Below are 19,634 nucleotides of genomic sequence, written 5' to 3' on the forward strand. Positions count from 1 at the left end.
GCCAAGCCCACTCGCCTTCGCCCGGCTGGTACGCGCAAACCTCATGCACCGGCGACGCACCGATCGGCTTCTAAACCCGCCACCAGACAAACCCACAAATCAAAACCAGATGGCCTTCCAATGGCCACAAATTTAAACCGGACAGTAGTGGGACAGGCTCGAGCATGACGCAGGTGAAGGTGTTGGTCACGAGCGCGCCCGCTCGCTGCGCGCCTTCATTACTTCCCCGAAGGCGATTGCCGTCGCACCTGAAACGTATGCTCCGGCCCGGGAAAGGCCCCCGAGCGAACTTCATCGGCATAGGCCGCCGCTGCTTCCGAGACCGCTGGGCCCAGATCGGCGAAACGCTTGACGAATTTCGGTTTGAAATCGGTGAAAAGGCCAAGCATGTCGTCGGAAACGAGCACCTGCCCATCGCAGGCCGGCGATGCGCCAATGCCAACCGTGGGTGCGGCGAGTTTTTCGGTCAGTTCGCGGGCGAGCGGCTCGACGGTGCCTTCCACGACGATGGCGAAGGCGCCGGCCTGATCGACCGCAATCGCGTCGCGCCAGATTTTTTGTGTTTCCGCATCCGAATGTCCGAGCGAGCGGAAGCCGCCGGCGGTGTGCACCAGCTGCGGCATAAGCCCGACATGGCCGAATACCGGAATGCCGCGCGCCACCAGAAAGGCGATGGTCTCCGCCATTTCCTCGCCGCCTTCCAGCTTCACGCCGTCGCAGCCGGTTTCCTGCATCAATCGCACGGCATTGCGGAACGCCTGTTCCTTGGATTCCTGATAGGTACCGAAGGGAAGATCGACGATGACGCAGGCATGTTCGACGCCGCGCATGACGGCGCGGCCATGGGCGATCATCATGTCCAGCGTGACGCCGACCGTCGTGTCCATGCCGTAAAGCACCATGCCGAGGGAATCGCCGACCAGGAGCAGATCGCAATGCGGATCGAGAAGGCGGGCAATCGGCGTGGTATAGGCGGTCAGGCAGACGATGCGCGCCTCGCCCTTCATCTGCCGAATGGAGGCCGTCGTCAGCCGCTTGTGTTTTCCATGGGCGCTCATTCGGCCGCCTCCCGTTGATTGATCCTGTCGCGCCCGATGACGCGGTTGTCGAGGAGCCTCGTGCTGCCGAGCCTGACGAACAGCGCCACCAGCACCGGCCTCGCCTGCAATGAAGCGACGGGGGCGAGCGTATCGGGATCGCGCACTGCAACAACTTCCGGCAAGGCCAGCGGCTCGGCGGCGATGAATTTTTCTATCGCGGCTTCGAATGCGGCGGGGTCGTCGAAACCCTCGCCATAAAGCCGTTCCGCCTCATCGAGTGCGCGCGGCACGATCACCGCGGCGGCGCGTTCCGCATGGCTCAGATAAACGTTACGTGACGAACAGGCCAGCCCATCGGCTTCGCGCACCGTAGCGACTGGCACGACCCGCACCGGCTGGGCAAGGTCCTCGACCATGCGGCGGATCAGCGTTACCTGCTGATAATCCTTCTCGCCGAAATAGGCGGCGTCCGGCTGGACGAGGTTAAAAAGCTTGGTCACGACGGTCGCAACACCGGCGAAATGCCCCGGCCGCACCGCGCCTTCCAGCTGGCTTCCCAGTTCGGGCACATCCACGACCGTCTGCATCGGGCGCGGATACATCTCGGAGACGTCTGGTGCGAAAAGAATGTCGATGCCCGCCTCTTCCAGCAATGCGCTGTCCCGGGCGAGATCGCGGGGGTAACGGGCCAGATCCTCATTCGCACCGAATTGCAGCGGGTTGACGAAGATCGAAACCACCGTCACGTCGTTTTCCGCCTTGGATTGGGCAACGAGCGTCAGATGGCCGATATGGAGAAAGCCCATGGTCGGCACGAAGCCGATGGTTTTACCCGCACGGCGAAAGGCGGCGGTGGCATCCCGCAATTCTTCGACGGTTTTTACAAGCTGCATGGGTCTCCTCCGGCTCCCCAATCGCCGCCCGGCGAAAGGTGCTGGATAGAACTCGATTTGCCGAACGGGGTCAACGGACGCATCGGGATTATCGATTAACCCTATGACGACTTTTAAGAAAACCGGTGCTCGGCCAGATGGCGGCGATCACTCCACCCAGAGCGGTTTCCTTTTTTCGGCAAAGGCCAATCGCCCCTCCCGCGCCTCGTTGCTGCTGCTGATTGTGGCGATGACGTTTTCGGCAAAGGCGAGCCGCTCGCTGGAGGGCATATCGCGCATCTTCAGCAACGCCGCCTTTCCGGCCGCGATGGCGCTCGGTGCATTCTGCCGCAAGCGGGCGAGAACATCTTCCACCACGACATCGAGTTCGTCCGACGGGACAGCCCGATTGACGAGGCCAAGGCGCTCCGCATCAGCGGCGTTTATCGTGGCTCCAAGATAGGCCATTTCCTGAAGCTGGCTCAGGGGTATCTTCGCCAGAAGCTTCGCCGCCACCATGGCCGGGAAAAGCCCGACGCGGACTTCCGGCAGGCCGAATTCGGCATGGTCGACGGCATAGGCGAGATCGCAGGCGGCGACGAGGCCAAGCCCGCCGGCCAGAACCCGGCCGTTGATGCGGGCGATGACGGGCCTGTCGCAGCCCTCGATGGCACGCATCACATCGGCAATAGGGTTGGTTCCATCCCGCGAGAGGAACATGCCGCCGGCGCTTTCCTTCAGATCGGCCCCGGAGCAGAAGCTGCGGTCTCCCGCGGCCGTTATCACCACGGCGCGCAGGGCGTGGTTGCCAGATGCCGCGCGGATGGCCGTCGTCAGGGCGTCCGTCATCGCGGCATTCAAGGCATTGTGTACTTCCGGCCGGTTAAGCGTCAGCCAGAGAACGTCCTTGCGCCTTTCGCTCAGCAGTTCATTCGCCATGCGCGTCACCTTCCTGTCTTGCCGCAAGCAGCGCCTTGCCGGCGCGGGCCGCATTCGGTCTGCCGAGATGCCGGCTGATCCAGTTTCCGGTTTTCGCCACCGCCATCAGGTCGATACCGGTTTTAATGCCAAGCCCCTGCAGCAGATAAACGACATCTTCGGTGGCGACGTTGCCGCTGGCGCCCGGCGCAAAGGGGCAGCCGCCCAGCCCGGCCACCGAACTGTCGAAGACGGAGATACCTTCATCCAGCGAGGCAAGCACATTGGCGACGCCCTGCCCATAGGTATCGTGGAAATGCATGGCGAGTTTTTCACGCGGGATGCGGGCAGACACCCGCTTGATGAGACTGCGAATCTGGTCCGCCGTGCCGACGCCGATCGTATCGCCGAGCGAAATTTCGTAACAGCCAAGTGCGATGAGCGCCTCGGCCATCGCTGCCACCTCATCGGGTGCAACCGTACCGTCATAGGGGCAGCCGGCTATGCAGGAGACGTAACCGCGCATGAGGATGTTCCGGCCGGCCGCGGCTGATGCGACATCGCGCAGGCGCTCGAGGCTTTCGGCGCGCGAGCAGCCGATATTGTGCTGGCTGAACCCTTCGGATGCGGAGACGAAAACGGCGATTTCCGTCACGCCGGCATCAAGGGCGGCCTCGAAACCTTTCATATTGGGAACGAGCGCCGGATAGGCGGTGCCGGGTCGCCGTTCGAGGCCCTGGAACACCTCTTTCGAACCCGCCATTTGCGGCACTTTTTTGGGTGAGACGAAAGCACCCGCTTCCACCGCCGCCAATCCGGCTGCGGCCAGCCGTTCGATCAGCTCGATCTTGATGGCGGCTGGAACCTCGGCGCTTTCGTTCTGCAAGCCATCACGCGCGCCCACTTCGACAATTTTTACCCTTCGGGGCCAGCTCATCTCACCCGCCCTCCGGCTCGAAATCCACCAGCACCGCACCGGCCGCGACCATATCGCCCTCAATGCAATTGATGGCCGTGACGGTGCCTTTCGCCGGCGCGCGGATCGTGTGCTCCATTTTCATCGCCTCCATCACCACAAGCGCCTCGCCGGCTTCGACCGCAGCACCGTTGCTGCTCAGCAAGGCGCGGATGACGCCGGGCATCGGTGCTTCCAGACCGCCGGTATGCGTAGCGGAATCCGCGATATCGACGGGATCCGGCTGGCTGACGCGATAGTGTTCGCCATCCAGAAAAAGCGCGTACCGGCCATCCTCTGCAAAGAAATGGCCCTGCCTTTTCCTGCCTTCCACCGTCGCACGGAATTTACCGTCCTCGAAAAGGTTGCCATAGGCGCTGATCGCCCGTCCGTCGATCTCCAGCGAAAAACCGTCCGCCTCATGCGTGACGCCGACGCCAAGCGGCTGGTTGTCAAACACGAAATACAGCGTTTCCCGCGCTGGCGCGTTGAGGCGGAAGGCGGCCGTCATGTTCCAAGGGCTATGGGGATCGGCCTGCGAACCTGGCTTTCCGTTTTTCTGCCGCGCAAGCAGCAGGCCAAGCGCGGCCATGGCTATCTCGTTCCCGTCCGTTGCTGCCGGAGCAAACAGCGCCGCTTCGTTACGGGCGATGAAACCGGTATCGAGATCGGCGTTCGCGAAGGCCGCCAGTCCCGCAAGCCGCGTCAGAAAGGCGGCATTGCTGGTGACGCCGCTGATCGCCAGATTTTCGAGCGCCAACCGCAGACGCCGCACCGCCGAGGGGCGATCTCGGTCCCAGACGATCAGCTTGGCGATCATCGGATCGTAATGCACGGTGATGGCGTCGCCGGCGCGGATGCCGCTGTCGATCCGGACGTGAGGGCCCTGATCGGGAAAAACCAGATGGCTGATGGTGCCGATCGACGGCAGGAAATCATGCGCCGGGTCTTCGGCATAAATCCGTGCCTCGATGGCATGGCCGTTTATGCTCAGATTCGCCCAGTCTTCCGGCAGGGCCTCTCCGTTGGCGACGCGGATCTGCCATTCGACCAGATCGAGACCGGTAATATATTCCGTGACCGGATGTTCGACCTGGAGCCTCGTATTCATTTCCATGAAATAGAAGTCGCCGGAAGGGTCGAGCAGGAATTCCACCGTTCCCGCGCCGCGATAATCGATGGCGCGGGCGGCGGCGACCGCCGCTTCATACATGCGCTGCCGAAGTGCGTCGGGCAGGCCGGGGGCAGGGGCTTCCTCTATGACCTTCTGGTGCCGGCGCTGGATCGAGCAATCGCGCTCGAAAAGCGAAACACACTTGCCGTGGCCGTCGGCAAAGACCTGCACTTCCACATGGCGCGGCCGTTCAAGGTATTTTTCGATCAGCATGCGGTCATTGCCGAAAGCGGCCAGCGCTTCGCGTTTTGCGCCGGCAAGCTCCGCTGCGAAGTCGCGCTTTTGCCGGACGATGCGCATGCCCTTGCCGCCGCCGCCGGCCGAGGCCTTGAGCAGCACCGGATAACCGATCTTGTCGGCCTCGCTTGCCAGTCGTTTCTCCGATTGTTCGTCACCGTGATAACCGGGAACAACCGGAACGCCGGCCTTTGCCATCAGCGCCTTCGCCTCGCTTTTCCCACCCATGGCGCGAATTGCCGCTGCCGGCGGGCCAATGAATACGAGATCGGCGGCGGCGCATGCTTCGGCGAAGCCGGCATTTTCCGAAAGGAAACCGTAACCCGGATGAATTGCCTGCGCGCCGCAGGCTTTTGCGGCGGCGATGATTTTTTCGCCGTCGAGATAGGAGGCCCGCGCGGGTGCTGCGCCAATGGCGATGGCCTCGTCGGCAAGCGCCACATGCATGGCGTCACGGTCGGCGTCCGAATAGACTGCGACGGTGCGGATACCCAACTTGGCGGCGGTGCGGATGATGCGGCAGGCGATTTCGCCGCGATTGGCGATCAGAATTTTCGAGAACATCGTCGCCTCACATCCTGAATATGCCAAAACGGGTGGGTTCTATCGGCGCGTTGAGCGCGGCGGAAAGCCCGAGGCCGAGTACCAGACGGGTATCCTTCGGGTCGATGATGCCATCGTCCCAAAGTCGCGCGCTGGCATAATAGGGATGGCCCTCCCGCTCGTATTTTTCCCGGATCGGCTGTTTGAACGCCTCTTCGCCTTCCTTCGACCAGTGGCGGCCATCGGCCTCGATGCCGTCGAGGCGGATTTGCGCCAGAACGGAGGCTGCCTGTTCGCCGCCCATCACGGAAATGCGGGCATTCGGCCACATCCACAAAAAGCGCGGTGAATAGGCCCGCCCGCACATGCCGTAATTACCGGCCCCGAACGAGCCGCCGATGATGACGGTGAATTTCGGCACTTTGGCTGAAGCGACCGCAGTCACGAGCTTTGCGCCATCCTTGGCGATACCACCAGCCTCATAGGCCTTGCCGACCATGAAGCCGGTGATGTTTTGCAGGAAAACCAGCGGGATGCCGCGCTGGCAGCAGAGTTCGATGAAATGCGCGCCCTTCAGCGCCGATTCCGAAAACAGGATGCCGTTATTGGCGATGATGCCGACAGGATAACCGTGGATATGGGCAAAACCGCAGACCAAAGTCGTGCCGTAAAGCGCCTTGAACTCATCGAATTCGGAACCGTCCACCAGACGCGCGATGATCTCGCGCACCTCGAAGGGTTTTCTCGTATCGGCGGGAACGATGCCATAAAGCTCTTCAGCCGGATAAAGCGGCTCCACCGGTTCGCGGATATCGAGTTCCATCTGCTTGCGACGATTGAGGGTGGAAACGATCCGTCGGGTCAGTGCCAGCGCGTGGCGGTCGTCGTGGGCATAATGATCGGTGACGCCGGATTGCCGCGAATGCACATCCGCGCCGCCCAGCTCTTCCGCACTCACCACCTCGCCGGTTGCGGCCTTCACCAGTGGCGGGCCGCCGAGAAAGATCGTGCCCTGATTTTTGACGATGACGGACTGGTCGCTCATGGCGGGCACATAGGCCCCGCCCGCCGTGCAACTGCCCATCACCACGGCAATCTGGGCGATGCCCTGCGCCGACATATTGGCCTGATTGTAGAAGATGCGGCCGAAATGATCGCGGTCGGGAAATACTTCGTCCTGATTAGGCAGGTTCGCGCCGCCGGAATCCACGAGGTAAATGCAGGGCAGGCGGTTCTCCGTGGCGATTTCCTGCGCGCGCAGATGTTTCTTCACCGTCAGCGGATAATAGGTGCCGCCCTTTACCGTCGCATCATTGGCGACGATCACACATTCGCGGCCGGAGACCCGGCCGATGCCGGTGACGATGCCGGCGGCGGGAACGGGTTCGTCATAGACCTCGTATGCCGCGAATTGCGAGAATTCGAGAAACGGGCTGCCGGGATCGAGAAGGGCTTCGATCCGGTCGCGCGCCAGCAATTTGCCGCGGGAAAGATGCCGTTCACGGGCCTTGTCGCCGCCGCCTCTGGAGATTTTTTCGACGTGTTGGCGCAGGTCATCCACCAGCCCCGACATGAAATCGACATTGGCAGCGAAGGTCGGGTCGCGGTTCAGACTTGAAGTAAGCTTCATCGTGTCCTCACCCGTTGCCCTTGACCAGTTCGCGGCCGATCAGCATCCGGCGAATTTCGCTGGTGCCTGCGCCGATCTCATAAAGCTTGGCGTCGCGCAGCAGCCTTCCGGCCGGGCTTTCATTGACATAACCGGAGCCGCCGAGAAGCTGGATGGCATCCAGGGCCACCTGCGTCGCCCGTTCGGCGGCGAAGAGGATCGCGCCCGCCGCATCCTGTCTTGTGATGCGGCCATTGTCGCAAGCGCGGGCAACGGCATAGACATAGGCGCGCGACGCATTCATGGCCGAATAGATATCGGCAAGCTTGCCCTGCACCAGCTGGAATTCGCCGATGGGTTTGCCGAACTGCTTACGCTCACGCGCATAGGGCAGCACCAGGTCGATGGCCGCCTGCATGATGCCGACCGGGCCGGCGGCCAGCACGGCGCGCTCATAATCCAGCCCGCTCATCAGCACCGTCACGCCGTCATTGAGGCGGCCGAGGATGTTCTCTTCCGGCACCTCGCAATCTTCGAACACCAGTTCCGAAGTGGGTGAGCCGCGCATGCCGAGCTTGTCGAGTTTCTGGGCGGGGCGAAACCCCTTGAAGCTCTTTTCGATCAGGAAGGCCGTGATACCGCGAGGGCCGGCGGACATATCCGTCTTGGCGTAAACCACCAGCGTATCGGCCTCGTGGCCGTTGGTGATCCACATTTTCGCGCCGTTCAGCACATAGCGGTCGCCTTTGCGCTCCGCCTTCAGCCGCATTGAGACGACATCCGAACCGGCCCCAGTCTCGCTCATGGCGAGTGAACCGACATGCTCGCCGGAGACCAACTTCGGCAGATATCTGTGCTTCTGCTCTTGCGTTCCCCAGCGGTGGATCTGGTTGATGCAGAGGTTGGAATGGGCGCCATAGGAAAGGCCGATGGAAGCGGAAGCCCGGCTTATCTCTTCCATCGCGACGCAATGGGCGAGATAGCCCATGTCGGCACCGCCGAATTCTTCTGAAACCGTGATGCCGTGCAGACCGAGCTGGCCCATTTCCGGCCAGAGCTTACGTGGAAAACGGTCGTCGCGGTCGATCTCTGCCGCCAAGGGGGCAATTTTATCCTCTGCGAATGCGCTTGCGCTGTCGCGCAATGCTGCGATTTCCGGGCCGAGATCGGCATCGAAAATGGCGGCGAGGTCCAAACTCATCGCGTCTCCTCCTCCGGACGGCCCTTGCCGCCGTCCCTTTTATCAGCAGCCGGCACCTCCTCCGCGCCGGCAACCCTCGATTACGGCGCGTCACCCCCGGTGAAGGCGGCGGAACGGCGCACGAATGTCTTGATGGCGAAATTGGACTGGATGCGCGACACGCCGGGAACCGTGGTCAGGAAATCCAGAAGCTCCTGATAATGCGGCAAATCCCGCACCATGGCGTGTATCAGATAATCGGAACTGCCGCTGGTCTGATAACCGCCCACCACTTCCGGAATGGAGGCGACATGGTGTTCGAAGGTCGTCAGCGCTTCCTTGATCTGCCGTTCCAGCGTGACGGAGATGAAGACGCCCATATTGCCGAGCAGCCGGTTCTCATCGAACACGGCAGTATAACCGCGAATGATGCCTTCCTCTTCCAGCTTGCGCACACGTCGAAGCGTCGGCGTGAAGGAAAGACCTATCCGCGCTGCCAGGTCACGCCAGCTCACCCGTCCGTCATCGCCGAGCACATGCAGAATCTTGCGGTCGAAACTGTCGAGCTCAATCATGGATCATTTGCTCTATGATATGACTAATTGTTGGATCAAAGATATCGCCAATCAAAAAACTGTCAATCAAAATAGCTTTGAAATGAATTCGAGATAGTGATAGCGTTCACCTCAGTCGCGGTCTGGAGGAGATTGCGATGACGGTCGTTCTCTCAAGCGGTAGAATGGCCAAGGGAGGTGAATTTGGCTGTGCATGACCCTGTCGTGATCGTTGGGGCCGCCCGTACTGCTATGGGTGGGTTCCAGGGCGAATTCAAATCGGTGGCCGCGCCCGATCTCGGTGCGGCGGCGATCCGTGCGGCCGTCGAACGGGCTGCGGTTCCACCCACTGATATTGACGATGTGCTGATGGGCTGTGTGCTTACGGCCGGGCAGGGGCAGGCTCCGGCCAGACAGGCGGCCATTGCCGCCGGAATCCCCAACTCGGTTGGCGCGACGACCATCAACAAGATGTGCGGCTCTGGTATGAAGGCGATCATGCTGGCGCATGACCAGCTTGCGGCGGGAAGCTCTTCCATCGTACTTGCGGGCGGTATGGAAAGCATGAGCAATGCGCCCTATCTCTTGGATCGCGCCCGGAACGGCTATCGTCTCGGCCACGGCAAGCTCACTGACCACATGTTTTTGGATGGCCTCGAAGACGCTCATGACAAGGGTCGGCTGATGGGCACTTTCGCGGAAGATTGTGCTGAAGCCTACCAATTCACCCGTGCCATGCAGGATGACTATGCGCTGACCTCGCTGGAGCGCGCCCGGCGTGCCATCGCTGAGGGGGCTTTCGAAGCGGAGATCGCGCCTCTCGGCGATGTTGCCGTGGACGAGCAGCCGGGCAAGGCGAAGCCGGAAAAGATCCCGCAACTGAAGCCCGCCTTCCGCGATGGCGGAACGGTGACGGCGGCCAATTCCAGTTCGATTTCCGATGGCGCTGCCGCTCTCGTTCTCATGCGTCGCTCCGAAGCGGAAAGGCGGGGCCTTTCACCGCTGGCGACCATTATCGGCCAAACCTCTTATGCGGATGCACCCGCCGGATATCCAACGGCTCCCATCGGCGCGATGAAAAAGCTGTTCGATAAAACCGGCTGGGCGGCGAAGGATGTCGATCTGTTCGAAATCAACGAGGCCTTTGCCGTGGTGGCGATGGCGGCAATGCGCGATCTCGATCTGCCGCATGAGAAGGTGAATGTGCACGGCGGGGCGTGTGCGCTCGGCCATCCCATCGGCGCTTCCGGCGCGAGGATCGTCGTCACCCTGCTGGCCGCTTTGCAGCGCCAAGGGCTGAAGCGCGGCGTGGCCGCCGTCTGCATCGGCGGCGGCGAAGCAACCGCGCTCGGCATAGAGCGATATTAAGGGGAGGCGGCGATGATCCTGAACGAAGCCCAGCAGCAGATCAGGGGCATGGCCCGCGATTTCGCCCGCGAGCGGCTCGCCCCTGGGGCTGCTTCGCGTGACCGGGAAAGCCGGTTCCCGAAAGACGAACTGAAGGAGATGGGAGACCTCGGCTTCCTCGGAATGCTGGTCTCCGAGGACTATGGCGGCTCGGAAACCGGTGCCGTCGCTTATGCTCTGGCGCTGGAGGAAATCGCTGCCGGCGACGGCGCCTGTTCCACCATCATGAGTGTGCATAATTCGGTCGGTTGCGTGCCGATCCTGAAATTCGGGACCGAAGACCAGAAGCAGCGTTTCCTGCCGAAACTGGCCTCCGGCGAATGGATCGGTGGTTTTGCGCTGACCGAACCGCAGGCCGGTTCAGATGCGTCCAACCTCAAGACCCGCGCCCGGCGCGATGGCGACCGATATATTCTCGATGGCGCGAAGCAATTCATCACCTCGGGTAAAAATGGCGATGTCGTCATCGTCTTTGCAGTTACCGATGCGGAGGCGGGCAAGAAGGGCATCAGCGCGTTCATCGTGCCGACCGATACGCCGGGTTACGAGGTCATAAGGGTCGAAGAAAAGCTCGGCCTGCATTCATCCGATACCTGCCAGATCGCTTTCACCGAGATGGCGGTCCCGGCCGAATTGCGGCTGGGCGAAGAGGGGCAGGGGTATCGCATCGCGCTTGCCAATCTGGAAGGTGGGCGCATCGGCATCGCCGCGCAGGCGGTCGGCATGGCGCAGGCCGCCTTCGAGGCGGCGCGGGATTATGCCCGCGAGCGCAAGGCCTTCGGGCAGGCAATCGTGGAGCATCAGGCGGTGGCGTTTCGCCTCGCGGACATGGCGACGCGCATTGAGGCGGCGCGGCAACTGGTGTTGCATGCGGCGGCGCTGAAGGAGGCGGGAGAGCCCTGTCTTTCGGAGGCCTCGATGGCCAAGCTCTTCGCCTCCGAAATGGCCGAGCGCGTCTGCTCGGACGCCATCCAGATTCACGGCGGTTACGGCTACATGGCGGATTATCCGGTGGAGCGGATCTATCGTGATGTGCGCATCTGCCAGATTTACGAGGGAACCAGCGATGTCCAGCGGATGGTGATCGCGCGGAACCTTTGAGAGTTGTTTCGCGGTCTGGAGGAGATCGCGACGGGAGGAGTAGAATGGATATAACCGAAACGCCACGTCTCAGCCTGCATGTTCCCGAACCTGCGGTGCGGCCCGGCGGGGAGCCGGATTTCTCCAATGTGAGAATACCCAAGGCCGGTTCCGTGCCGCGCCCGGAGGTTGACGCCGCGCCGGAAAGCATGCGCGATCTCGCCTATTCGATCATTCGCGTCCTCAATCACCAGGGCGAGGCCGTCGGGCCCTGGGCCGGGCTGCTTTCGGATGAAGACTTGCTGGTAGGCCTCAAAAACATGATGCGGCTTCGGGCTTTCGATGCGCGCATGCTGATGGCGCAGCGTCAGGGCAAGACCTCCTTCTACATGCAGCATCTGGGTGAAGAGGCGGTGAGCTGCGCCTTCCGCAAGGCGCTTTCCAAGGGCGACATGAATTTCCCGACCTACCGGCAGGCGGGCTTACTGATCGCCGATGATTATCCGCTCGTCACCATGATGAACCAGATCTATTCCAACGAACTGGATCCACTGCATGGTCGTCAGTTGCCGGTGCTTTATTCCTCGAAGGAGCATGGTTTTTTCACCGTCTCCGGCAATCTCGCCACGCAATATGTGCAGGCGGTCGGCTGGGCGATGGCGTCGGCCATCAAGGGCGATACGAAGATCGCAGCCGCCTGGATCGGCGACGGTTCGACGGCAGAGTCGGATTTTCACTCGGCAATGGTCTTTGCCTCCACCTACAAGGCCCCGGTGGTTCTCAATATCGTCAACAATCAATGGGCGATTTCCACCTTTCAGGGCATTGCGCGCGGCGGCTCCGGCACCTTTGCGGCACGCGGGCTGGGCTTCGGCATTCCCGCACTTCGGGTCGACGGCAATGATTATCTCGCCGTTTATGCCGTGGCGCGCTGGGCGGTGGAACGGGCGCGCCGCAATCTCGGCCCGACGCTGATCGAATATGTGACCTATCGTGTCGGCGCCCATTCCACGTCGGACGATCCGAGCGCTTACCGCCCTAAGACGGAATCCGAGGCATGGCCGCTGGGCGACCCGGTTCTGAGGCTCAAAAAACACCTCATCCTGCGCGGCGTCTGGTCGGAGGAAAGGCACCGGCAGACGGAGGCGGAAATCGCCGATGAGGTGCTTGAGGCGCAGCGCGAGGCAGAAAGCCACGGCACACTGCATGAGGGCAAAAAACCGCCGAAAAAGGATATTTTCGAAGGCGTCTACGCCGAGATGCCACCGCATCTCGTCCGCCAGCGCCAGAAGGCAGGATGGTAAGACATGGCAAGAATGACGATGATTGAAGCCGTCCGCAGCGCCATGGATGTGTCCATGGAGCGCAGCGACGATGTCGTGGTGTTCGGCGAGGATGTGGGCTATTTCGGCGGCGTGTTCCGCGCCACGCAGGGGCTGCAGGGAAAATACGGCAAGACCCGCTGTTTCGATGCTCCGATCAGCGAATCCGGCATTGTCGGCACCGCCATCGGCATGGCCGCTTATGGCCTGCGCCCCTGTGTCGAAATCCAGTTCGCCGATTACATGTATCCCGCCTATGATCAGATCACCCAGGAGGCGGCGCGTATCCGCTATCGCTCCAATGGCGATTTCACCTGCCCCATCGTTCTCAGAATGCCGACCGGCGGGGGCATTTTTGGCGGGCAGACGCACAGTCAGAGCCCGGAAGCGCTTTTCACCCATGTCTGCGGGCTGAAGGTGGTCGTCCCTTCCAATCCCTATGACGCCAAGGGGCTGCTGATCGCCTCCATTGAAGACCCCGACCCGGTGATGTTTCTGGAGCCGAAGCGGCTTTATAACGGTCCCTTCGACGGGCATCACGACCGGCCGGTAACGCCCTGGTCCAAACACGAGATGGGGGAGGTGCCGGAAGGGCACTACACCATTCCCATCGGCAAGGCGGAGATACGCCGTCCCGGAAACGCTGTCACCGTCATCGCTTATGGCACCATGGTGCATGTGGCGCTGGCGGCGGCGGAAGAGACGGGTGTGGATGCCGAGATCATCGACCTTCGCAGCCTGCTGCCGCTCGATCTCGATACCATCGTGAAGTCCGTCTCCAAGACCGGCCGCTGCGTCATGGTGCATGAGGCGACGTTGACCTCCGGCTTCGGGGCCGAAGTCGTGTCGCTGGTGCAGGAACATTGTTTTTATCACCTTGAGGCCCCCGTCGTCCGCGTCGCGGGCTGGGATACGCCTTACCCGCATGCGCAGGAGTGGGACTATTTTCCGGGACCTGCCCGTGTCGGGCGCGCCCTTGTCGAAGTCATGGAGGCCTGATTATGGCGGAATTTGTTCTCACGATGCCTGATGTCGGTGAAGGTGTGGCGGAAGCCGAACTGGTGGAATGGAACGTCAAACCGGGCGATATCGTCCATGAGGACATGGTGCTGGCCGCGGTGATGACGGACAAGGCGACTGTGGAAATCCCATCCCCGGTGGCGGGCGTCGTCACCTGGCTTGCCGTGACGGTAGGAAATACTGTGCCGGTGAAGGCGCCGCTCCTGCGCATCGAAACCGATGTCGCGGCCGCCGCTCCCAATGGCAGCGTGCCGGAAGCGGAAGCGCCCACCCAGATGACGGAAGCGCCTGCCGACATGACGGACACGCCACCACCTGTTGAAGCCCAGCCGACGGCGCGAGAACCCGAGGCGCCGCCGGCGCCCGCCGCCGAACCGCATCATAAACCGTTGGCGTCTCCCGCCGTTCGCCAGCGCGCCGACGATCTCGATATCGATCTCACCAAGGTCAAGGGAACAGGCCCCGACGGGCATATCACCCATGCCGATCTCGACGGGTTTTTAACCGTGCGGGGACGGCCGGAACGCCCCGAGCCGATAGCGCCCCACGATAGCGCTGTCGAGGAGGTGAAGGTGACCGGGCTCAGGCGCAAGATTGCCGAGAAGATGGTGCTCTCCGCCTCCCGTATTCCCCACATCACCTATGTCGAGGAAGTCGACGTGACCGATCTGGAGGATTTGCGCGCGACCATGAACGGCAACCGCCGTTCCGGGCAACCGAAGCTCACGATCCTGCCGTTCCTGATGCGCGCGCTGGTGAAGGCCGTTGCCGATCATCCCGGCATGAATGCCACCTTCGACGACGACAAAGGGGTCGTCAGCCACTATGAAGCGGTTCATATCGGCATCGCCACGCAGACGCCGTCGGGCCTCACCGTTCCGGTCGTGCGCCACACGGAAACGCTCGGTCTTTGGGAATGCGCGGGCGAAGTCGCACGCGTCGCCGAAGCCGCCCGCACCGGCACGGCCCATCGGGAAGAGCTGATGGGCTCCACGATCACCATCAGTTCGCTGGGAGCCTTGGGCGGTGTGGTCTCGACACCCATCATCAATCACCCCGAAGTGGCGATCATCGGCGTCAACAAGATCATGACGCGTCCGGTCTGGGACGGGACACGGTTTGTGCCGCGCAAGATGATGAACCTCTCATCGAGCTTCGATCACCGGGTTGTCGATGGGTGGGATGCGGCGGTCTTCATCCAGGCCGTCAAGGCATTGCTGGAGAAGCCCGCGCTTATTTTCATCGAGTGAAGGCGATCCGTGCTCCCTCATCCCTGTGCTCGTCACAGGGATCCAGCCTGCTCAAGTCTTTGGGCTGAAAGGACTCTCTCCACCGCGCAGACGCGCGTCGGCTGGATTCCTGTGACGAGCACAGGAATGAGAGTGTATGCGTGTCATGACCGCATTTCGTAGCTCGCGTTTTCGACCTTCACGGAACTGTTTCGCTGTCTGTATAGGCTTGCGTTCGTCATCTTCGGGTATAGAAGAGAAGAACGAGAAGCATGTTTTCTCATCATGATCATAGTGGCGGAAGAGGGCGCTCCGGTGCCCGGCGGTCCGCCCTCCGCCGGCAACCGAATGAAGAAGAAGGTTCTCCCATGCGCACTCCTAAACCCGTTGTCCTGACTATTCTCGATGGCTGGGGGCTGAACGAGGACACATCCAGCAATGCGCCGGTGCTGGCGAATACGCCCACCATGGACCGCCTTTTCGCCACCTGCCCGAATGCGAGGCTCACCACTTTTGGCCCGAATGTCGGCCTGCCCACCGGGCAGATGGGCAATTCGGAAGTCGGCCACACCAATATCGGCGCTGGCCGCATCGTCGCCATGGATCTCGGCCAGATCGATCTGGCCATCGAGGACGGCAGCTTTTTCCGCAATGCGGCGATGCTCGATTTCGCCGCCACGGTGAAGGCCGCGGGTGGTGTGGCGCATCTGATGTGCGTCGTTTCCGATGGCGGCGTCCATGGCCATATCCTCCACGGCCAGGCGGCGGTGAAGCTGATGATCAGCCACGGCCTGAAGGTGGTGGTACATGCCATCACCGACGGCCGCGATGTCGCGCCGCAATCGGCTGAAGATTTTGTGGCTGCGCTGGTGGCAAGCCTGCCGCAGGGGGCAAGCATCGGCACGGTAATCGGCCGCTATTATGCGATGGATCGCGACAATCGCTGGGAGCGCGTCGAGAAAGCCTATGACGCCATGGTTCTGGCGAAAGGCGAACATGCGCGCGATGCAGTGAGCGCCGTTGCCCAGAGCTACAAAAACAACGTCACCGACGAATTCATCCTGCCGACGGTGATCGACGGCTATGAGGGCTTCAAGGCCGGCGACGGCCTGTTCTGCCTGAATTTCCGCGCCGACCGTGCCCGTGAAATCCTGCTTGCCATAGGGGCGGACGATTTCGACGGTTTTTCGCGCGAAAAGCCAGTCCTTTCGGCGCTGCTCGGCATGGTGGAATATTCCACCCGGCACAATGATTTCATGACCACGGCCTATCCCAAGCGCGATATCGTCAATACGCTGGGCGCATGGGTGGCGAAGCAGGGGCTCACGCAGTTCCGCCTTGCCGAGACGGAAAAATATCCGCATGTCACCTTCTTCCTGAATGGCGGCAAGGAAGAGCCGGAAGTCGGCGAAGACCGCTTCATGCCGAAATCCCCGAAGGTTGCGACCTACGATCTGCAGCCGGAGATGAGCGCGCCGGAAGTAACGGAAAAATTCGTCGAGGCGATCGGCAAGGGTTACGATCTGATCGTCACCAATTACGCCAACCCCGATATGGTCGGTCATACCGGCGACCTTCAGGCCGCAATCAAGGCCTGTGAAGCCGTGGATCGTGGGCTTGGTGCGGTCGTTGCCGCCCTCGAAAAAGTGGGTGGCGCGATGCTTGTCATTGCCGACCACGGCAATTGCGAAACCATGGTTGACCCGGTGACCGGTGGCCCGCATACGGCGCACACCACCAATCCGGTGCCGGTGATCCTTTTCGGTGGCCCGGAAGGTGCGAAGCTGCATGACGGCATTCTCGCCGATGTCGCCCCCACCTTGCTGCAACTGATGAATGTGCCGCTGCCGCCGGAAATGACGGGCAAAAGCCTGATCGACCTCTAATCACACGCCGTCGCGCGGGAGCGTTCCAGCCCCGCGCGACTGCCCGTTCCCCGCGCGCCGAACCAGCGTTTGCATTATGGCTGCTTTGCGTAGAGGCGGTCGTGAACCAGCATGCCGGCAATCATGGCGCTGACGAAAAGAACGACCGGCATAAGCCCGAGGGCGAGAGCCGATAGTGCCGGGCCGGGGCAGAAACCGGCAAGTCCCCAACCGACGCCGAAAATGGCCGAGCCTGTTATGAGCGGCCGGTCGATGCGGCTTTTTGCCGGAAGGTTGAAATCCTCTGCGAGGACCGGTTTGGCAAGACGTCGGCTGAGCAGCACACCCGGCACGGCGACCATCACCGCGCCGCCAAGAACGAACATCAGGCTGGGGTCCCAATGGCCGCTCGCCACATCTAGAAAACCGGAAACACGGGCCGGATCGACCATGCCGGAGAGCGAGAGGCCGAAGCCGAACAGCGCTCCTGCGGCCAATGCCAGGACAACACGCGCCACGGCCGGATTTTTCATGACAGGGCTCCTACTATCGTCGCGACGCAAATGCCGGTGATCAGGAAGGTGGCGGTCGCGGCGATGGAGCGCCGGGAAAATCGCGCCAGCCCCATGATGCCATGGCCGGACGTACAGCCGGAGCCCATGCGTGTGCCAAAACCCACCAGCAGGCCGGCAATGAGGATGAGCGGCCATGGTGAAACTATGGTGACGGCAGGCAGCCGGCCGAATGCGGCCGCATGGATATATGGCCCGGCCAGCAAGCCGGCGATGAAGGCGAGATCGGCAAGACGCCGCTCCCTGCCGAGCATCTTGCCCATGATCCCGCTGATGCCGGCAATGCGGCCGTTGAAAAGAAACAGCAGAATGCTGGCAAGACCGAGCAGCATGCCGCCGAAAAGAGAGGGCCAATAGGGGCTCACGGGGTCTCCTCCTCCGGCGCGCAGAATATGGTGTAAAGGGCTTCGATCAGTTGCGCCGCTTTCGCTTCGCTAAGTTGGTAGAAGATTTGCTTGGCGTCGCGCCGGGTCTCGACCACACCGGCTTCCCGCAGGACGCCCAGCTGCTGGGAAAGCGTCGGCTGGCGAATATCCAGCTTGACCTCCAGCTCGCCGACGGAAAATTCCCCCTGCGCCAGCGTGCAGGCGAGCATCAGCCGCGCAGGATGGGCAAGCGTCTTCAGAAGCAGCGCGACCTCGACAGCCCGCTCTTCCATGGCGGGGAGAGGGATTTCTGCAATATGCCGGGGCTTTTCCAGCGCGTTTTCCTTTACCATATGCTGCCCTCCAGCACGTCGAGCGGGAATTTCAGGTAACGTTTGCCATTCGCTTCCGGCTCCGGCAGGCGGCCGCCGCGAATATTGACCTGCAGGGCGTGGAGAATGAGCTTCGGCATCGGCAATGTGCGATCCCGCGCTTCCCTGAGGCGGATGAAGCCCTCCTCCGTCATGCCGGCAAGATGCGGATTGCTGCGTTTCTGTTCGCCGACCGTGGTTTCCCATTTAGGCGCGCGGCCGCCGGGCTGATAATCGTGGCCGGTGAAAAGCCGTGTTTCGTCGGGAAGGGCGAGAATGTCCTGGATCGACGCCCAGAGTTCCCTGGCGCTACCGCCGGGGAAATCGGCGCGCGCGGTGCCGGAATCGGGCATGAAAAGCGTATCGTGCACAAAGGCGGCATCACCCACCACATAGGTCACGGAAGCGAGCGTGTGGCCGGGCGAAAACAGCACGCGCGCTTCAAGGGAGCCGATATTGAACCTGTCGCCCGCCTCGAACAGCCGGTCCCATTGCGAGCCATCGGTTTTGAAATCCGGCCAGTTATATTTCTCCTGCCAGAGCTTCTGCACGCCGGTGACCTTCGCGCCGATCGCCGTCTGCGCGCCGGTCTTCTGCTTCAGATAATGGGCGGCGGAAAAATGGTCGGCATGCGGATGGGTATCGAGAATCCATTCCACCGACAGACCCTGGCTCTCTACATAGTCCAGAATGGCGTCGGCATTCATCGTTCCGGTCGCGCCGGATTTCTCATCAAAATCATAGACCGGGTCGATAATGGCGCAGCGCCCGGTGGAGGGATCGGACACGACATATTGCACGCTCCATGTGCGCGGATCGAAGAATGCCTTGACGTGCGGAACCGCCGCAGCGCGCCGGTCCAGCCAGCGGGTGGCGCCGGAAAGGTCAAAGCCATGCGCCTTGCCGAAAACCTCGATATCGTCTCTTTCGATGCGCCCATCCAGCGCTTCCCCGAGAACATGAAGCGTGAGCGCGCGGGTGCCGCCCTTGCAATGGGCAAAAACAGGACCTTCCGCTTCCGCCATTTTCTGCTGGAAGGCGCGGATATCGGCTTCGGTAATGGTAGGGCCGCTGACCGGGATGAAACCATAATCCATGCCCGCCGCGCTGGCGGCGCTTTTTTCCTGGGCATTGCCCGGCTGGCCGGGCTCTTCACCATCAGGCCGGGCGTTGATGATGCTTTTATAACCCTGGGCGGAGAGCGATGGGAAATCGGCGATCATCGGCTGGCCCGCAACTGTCAGACGCTCGTTGATCTTCACGGCATTCATCGGCACCTCCTGTTGTAATAATTTAATATATATTATTATATAATGTATAT

18 protein-coding genes and 1 pseudogene are annotated in these 19,634 nt (G+C 61.7%); 7 read left to right on the forward strand and 12 right to left on the reverse strand.

All coding sequences use genetic code 11. The features are described 5' to 3' along the window. Positions 1–136 (forward strand): annotated as a pseudogene (locus ACQZ40_RS21010) (IS4 family transposase); the annotation flags it as partial. An 82-nt stretch (positions 137–218) separates the two neighbouring features. On the opposite strand, the gene panB reads toward ACQZ40_RS21010, so the two are convergent. The 8 genes from panB to ACQZ40_RS21050 all read right to left on the reverse strand — a co-directional run bounded on the left by panB (position 219) and on the right by ACQZ40_RS21050 (position 9,103). Beyond that, complete coding sequence (panB, locus tag ACQZ40_RS21015; protein ID WP_125145840.1) at positions 219–1,058, reverse strand: 3-methyl-2-oxobutanoate hydroxymethyltransferase; 840 nt, start codon at positions 1,056–1,058, stop codon at positions 219–221. Beyond that, positions 1,055–1,933 (reverse strand): pantoate--beta-alanine ligase, encoded by an 879-nt coding sequence (gene panC, locus ACQZ40_RS21020; RefSeq protein WP_448748599.1) that lies wholly within the window; start codon positions 1,931–1,933, stop codon positions 1,055–1,057. The genes panB and panC overlap by 4 nt, the downstream gene beginning before the upstream one ends. A gap of 147 nt (positions 1,934–2,080) precedes the next feature. Further along, positions 2,081–2,851 (reverse strand): enoyl-CoA hydratase-related protein, encoded by a 771-nt coding sequence (locus ACQZ40_RS21025; protein WP_125145838.1) that lies wholly within the window; start codon positions 2,849–2,851, stop codon positions 2,081–2,083. Continuing rightward, positions 2,841–3,767 carry a hydroxymethylglutaryl-CoA lyase gene (locus ACQZ40_RS21030; protein ID WP_448748600.1) on the reverse strand — a complete coding sequence of 309 codons (927 nt, stop codon included), beginning with the start codon at positions 3,765–3,767 and terminating at the stop codon, positions 2,841–2,843. The genes ACQZ40_RS21025 and ACQZ40_RS21030 overlap by 11 nt, the downstream gene beginning before the upstream one ends. A 1-nt stretch (position 3,768) precedes the next feature. Beyond that, positions 3,769–5,760 carry an acetyl-CoA carboxylase biotin carboxylase subunit gene (locus ACQZ40_RS21035; protein WP_448748601.1) on the reverse strand — a complete coding sequence of 664 codons (1,992 nt, stop codon included), beginning with the start codon at positions 5,758–5,760 and terminating at the stop codon, positions 3,769–3,771. 7 nt (positions 5,761–5,767) lie between these two features. Then, positions 5,768–7,369 (reverse strand): carboxyl transferase domain-containing protein, encoded by a 1,602-nt coding sequence (locus ACQZ40_RS21040; RefSeq protein WP_448748602.1) that lies wholly within the window; start codon positions 7,367–7,369, stop codon positions 5,768–5,770. Positions 7,370–7,376: 7 nt separating this feature from the next. After that, the gene (locus tag ACQZ40_RS21045; RefSeq protein WP_448748603.1) at positions 7,377–8,549 is read right to left on the reverse strand and encodes an isovaleryl-CoA dehydrogenase; all 1,173 of its coding nucleotides are present in this window, start codon (positions 8,547–8,549) and stop codon (positions 7,377–7,379) included. Between the two features lie 80 nt (positions 8,550–8,629). Then, positions 8,630–9,103, reverse strand: a complete 474-nt coding sequence (locus ACQZ40_RS21050; protein ID WP_035221263.1) for an Lrp/AsnC family transcriptional regulator — start codon at positions 9,101–9,103, stop codon at positions 8,630–8,632. 231 nt (positions 9,104–9,334) lie between these two features. On the opposite strand from ACQZ40_RS21050, the gene ACQZ40_RS21055 reads away from it, so the two are divergent. The 6 genes from ACQZ40_RS21055 to gpmI all read left to right on the forward strand — a co-directional run bounded on the left by ACQZ40_RS21055 (position 9,335) and on the right by gpmI (position 17,026). Beyond that, positions 9,335–10,450: an acetyl-CoA C-acyltransferase gene (locus tag ACQZ40_RS21055; protein WP_448748629.1), complete on the forward strand. Its 1,116-nt coding sequence runs from the start codon at positions 9,335–9,337 to the stop codon at positions 10,448–10,450. Between the two features lie 12 nt (positions 10,451–10,462). Further along, the gene (locus ACQZ40_RS21060; protein ID WP_174036917.1) at positions 10,463–11,590 is read left to right on the forward strand and encodes an acyl-CoA dehydrogenase family protein; all 1,128 of its coding nucleotides are present in this window, start codon (positions 10,463–10,465) and stop codon (positions 11,588–11,590) included. 44 nt (positions 11,591–11,634) lie between these two features. Continuing rightward, positions 11,635–12,873, forward strand: a complete 1,239-nt coding sequence (locus tag ACQZ40_RS21065; protein WP_448748604.1) for a thiamine pyrophosphate-dependent enzyme — start codon at positions 11,635–11,637, stop codon at positions 12,871–12,873. A gap of 3 nt (positions 12,874–12,876) precedes the next feature. Next, a complete protein-coding gene (locus tag ACQZ40_RS21070) occupies positions 12,877–13,890 on the forward strand; it encodes an alpha-ketoacid dehydrogenase subunit beta (RefSeq protein ID WP_059753514.1) in 1,014 nt (337 codons plus the stop codon). Between the two features lie 2 nt (positions 13,891–13,892). Next, positions 13,893–15,161, forward strand: a complete 1,269-nt coding sequence (locus tag ACQZ40_RS21075) for a dihydrolipoamide acetyltransferase family protein (protein WP_448748605.1) — start codon at positions 13,893–13,895, stop codon at positions 15,159–15,161. A gap of 347 nt (positions 15,162–15,508) precedes the next feature. After that, the gene (gene gpmI / locus ACQZ40_RS21080; RefSeq protein WP_443407369.1) at positions 15,509–17,026 is read left to right on the forward strand and encodes a 2,3-bisphosphoglycerate-independent phosphoglycerate mutase; all 1,518 of its coding nucleotides are present in this window, start codon (positions 15,509–15,511) and stop codon (positions 17,024–17,026) included. A gap of 74 nt (positions 17,027–17,100) precedes the next feature. Here the strand turns inward: gpmI and ACQZ40_RS21085 are convergent, their stop codons facing one another. The 4 genes from ACQZ40_RS21085 to blh are packed head-to-tail and all read right to left on the reverse strand — an operon-like array spanning position 17,101 to position 19,584. Continuing rightward, on the reverse strand, positions 17,101–17,538 hold the full coding sequence (locus tag ACQZ40_RS21085) for a YeeE/YedE family protein (protein ID WP_174036911.1): 438 nt from the start codon (positions 17,536–17,538) through the stop codon (positions 17,101–17,103). Then, positions 17,535–17,942, reverse strand: coding sequence for a YeeE/YedE family protein (locus ACQZ40_RS21090; RefSeq protein ID WP_065657141.1), 408 nt, complete (start codon positions 17,940–17,942; stop codon positions 17,535–17,537). The genes ACQZ40_RS21085 and ACQZ40_RS21090 overlap by 4 nt, the downstream gene beginning before the upstream one ends. Continuing rightward, positions 17,939–18,295 carry a sulfite-sensing transcriptional repressor BigR gene (gene bigR / locus ACQZ40_RS21095; protein WP_078053453.1) on the reverse strand — a complete coding sequence of 119 codons (357 nt, stop codon included), beginning with the start codon at positions 18,293–18,295 and terminating at the stop codon, positions 17,939–17,941. The genes ACQZ40_RS21090 and bigR overlap by 4 nt, the downstream gene beginning before the upstream one ends. Beyond that, positions 18,289–19,584 (reverse strand): bifunctional sulfur transferase/dioxygenase Blh, encoded by a 1,296-nt coding sequence (blh, locus tag ACQZ40_RS21100; protein WP_078053454.1) that lies wholly within the window; start codon positions 19,582–19,584, stop codon positions 18,289–18,291. The genes bigR and blh overlap by 7 nt, the downstream gene beginning before the upstream one ends. Positions 19,585–19,634 lie beyond the last annotated feature (50 nt).

The organism is Agrobacterium sp. 16-172Ci, from assembly GCF_053522725.1.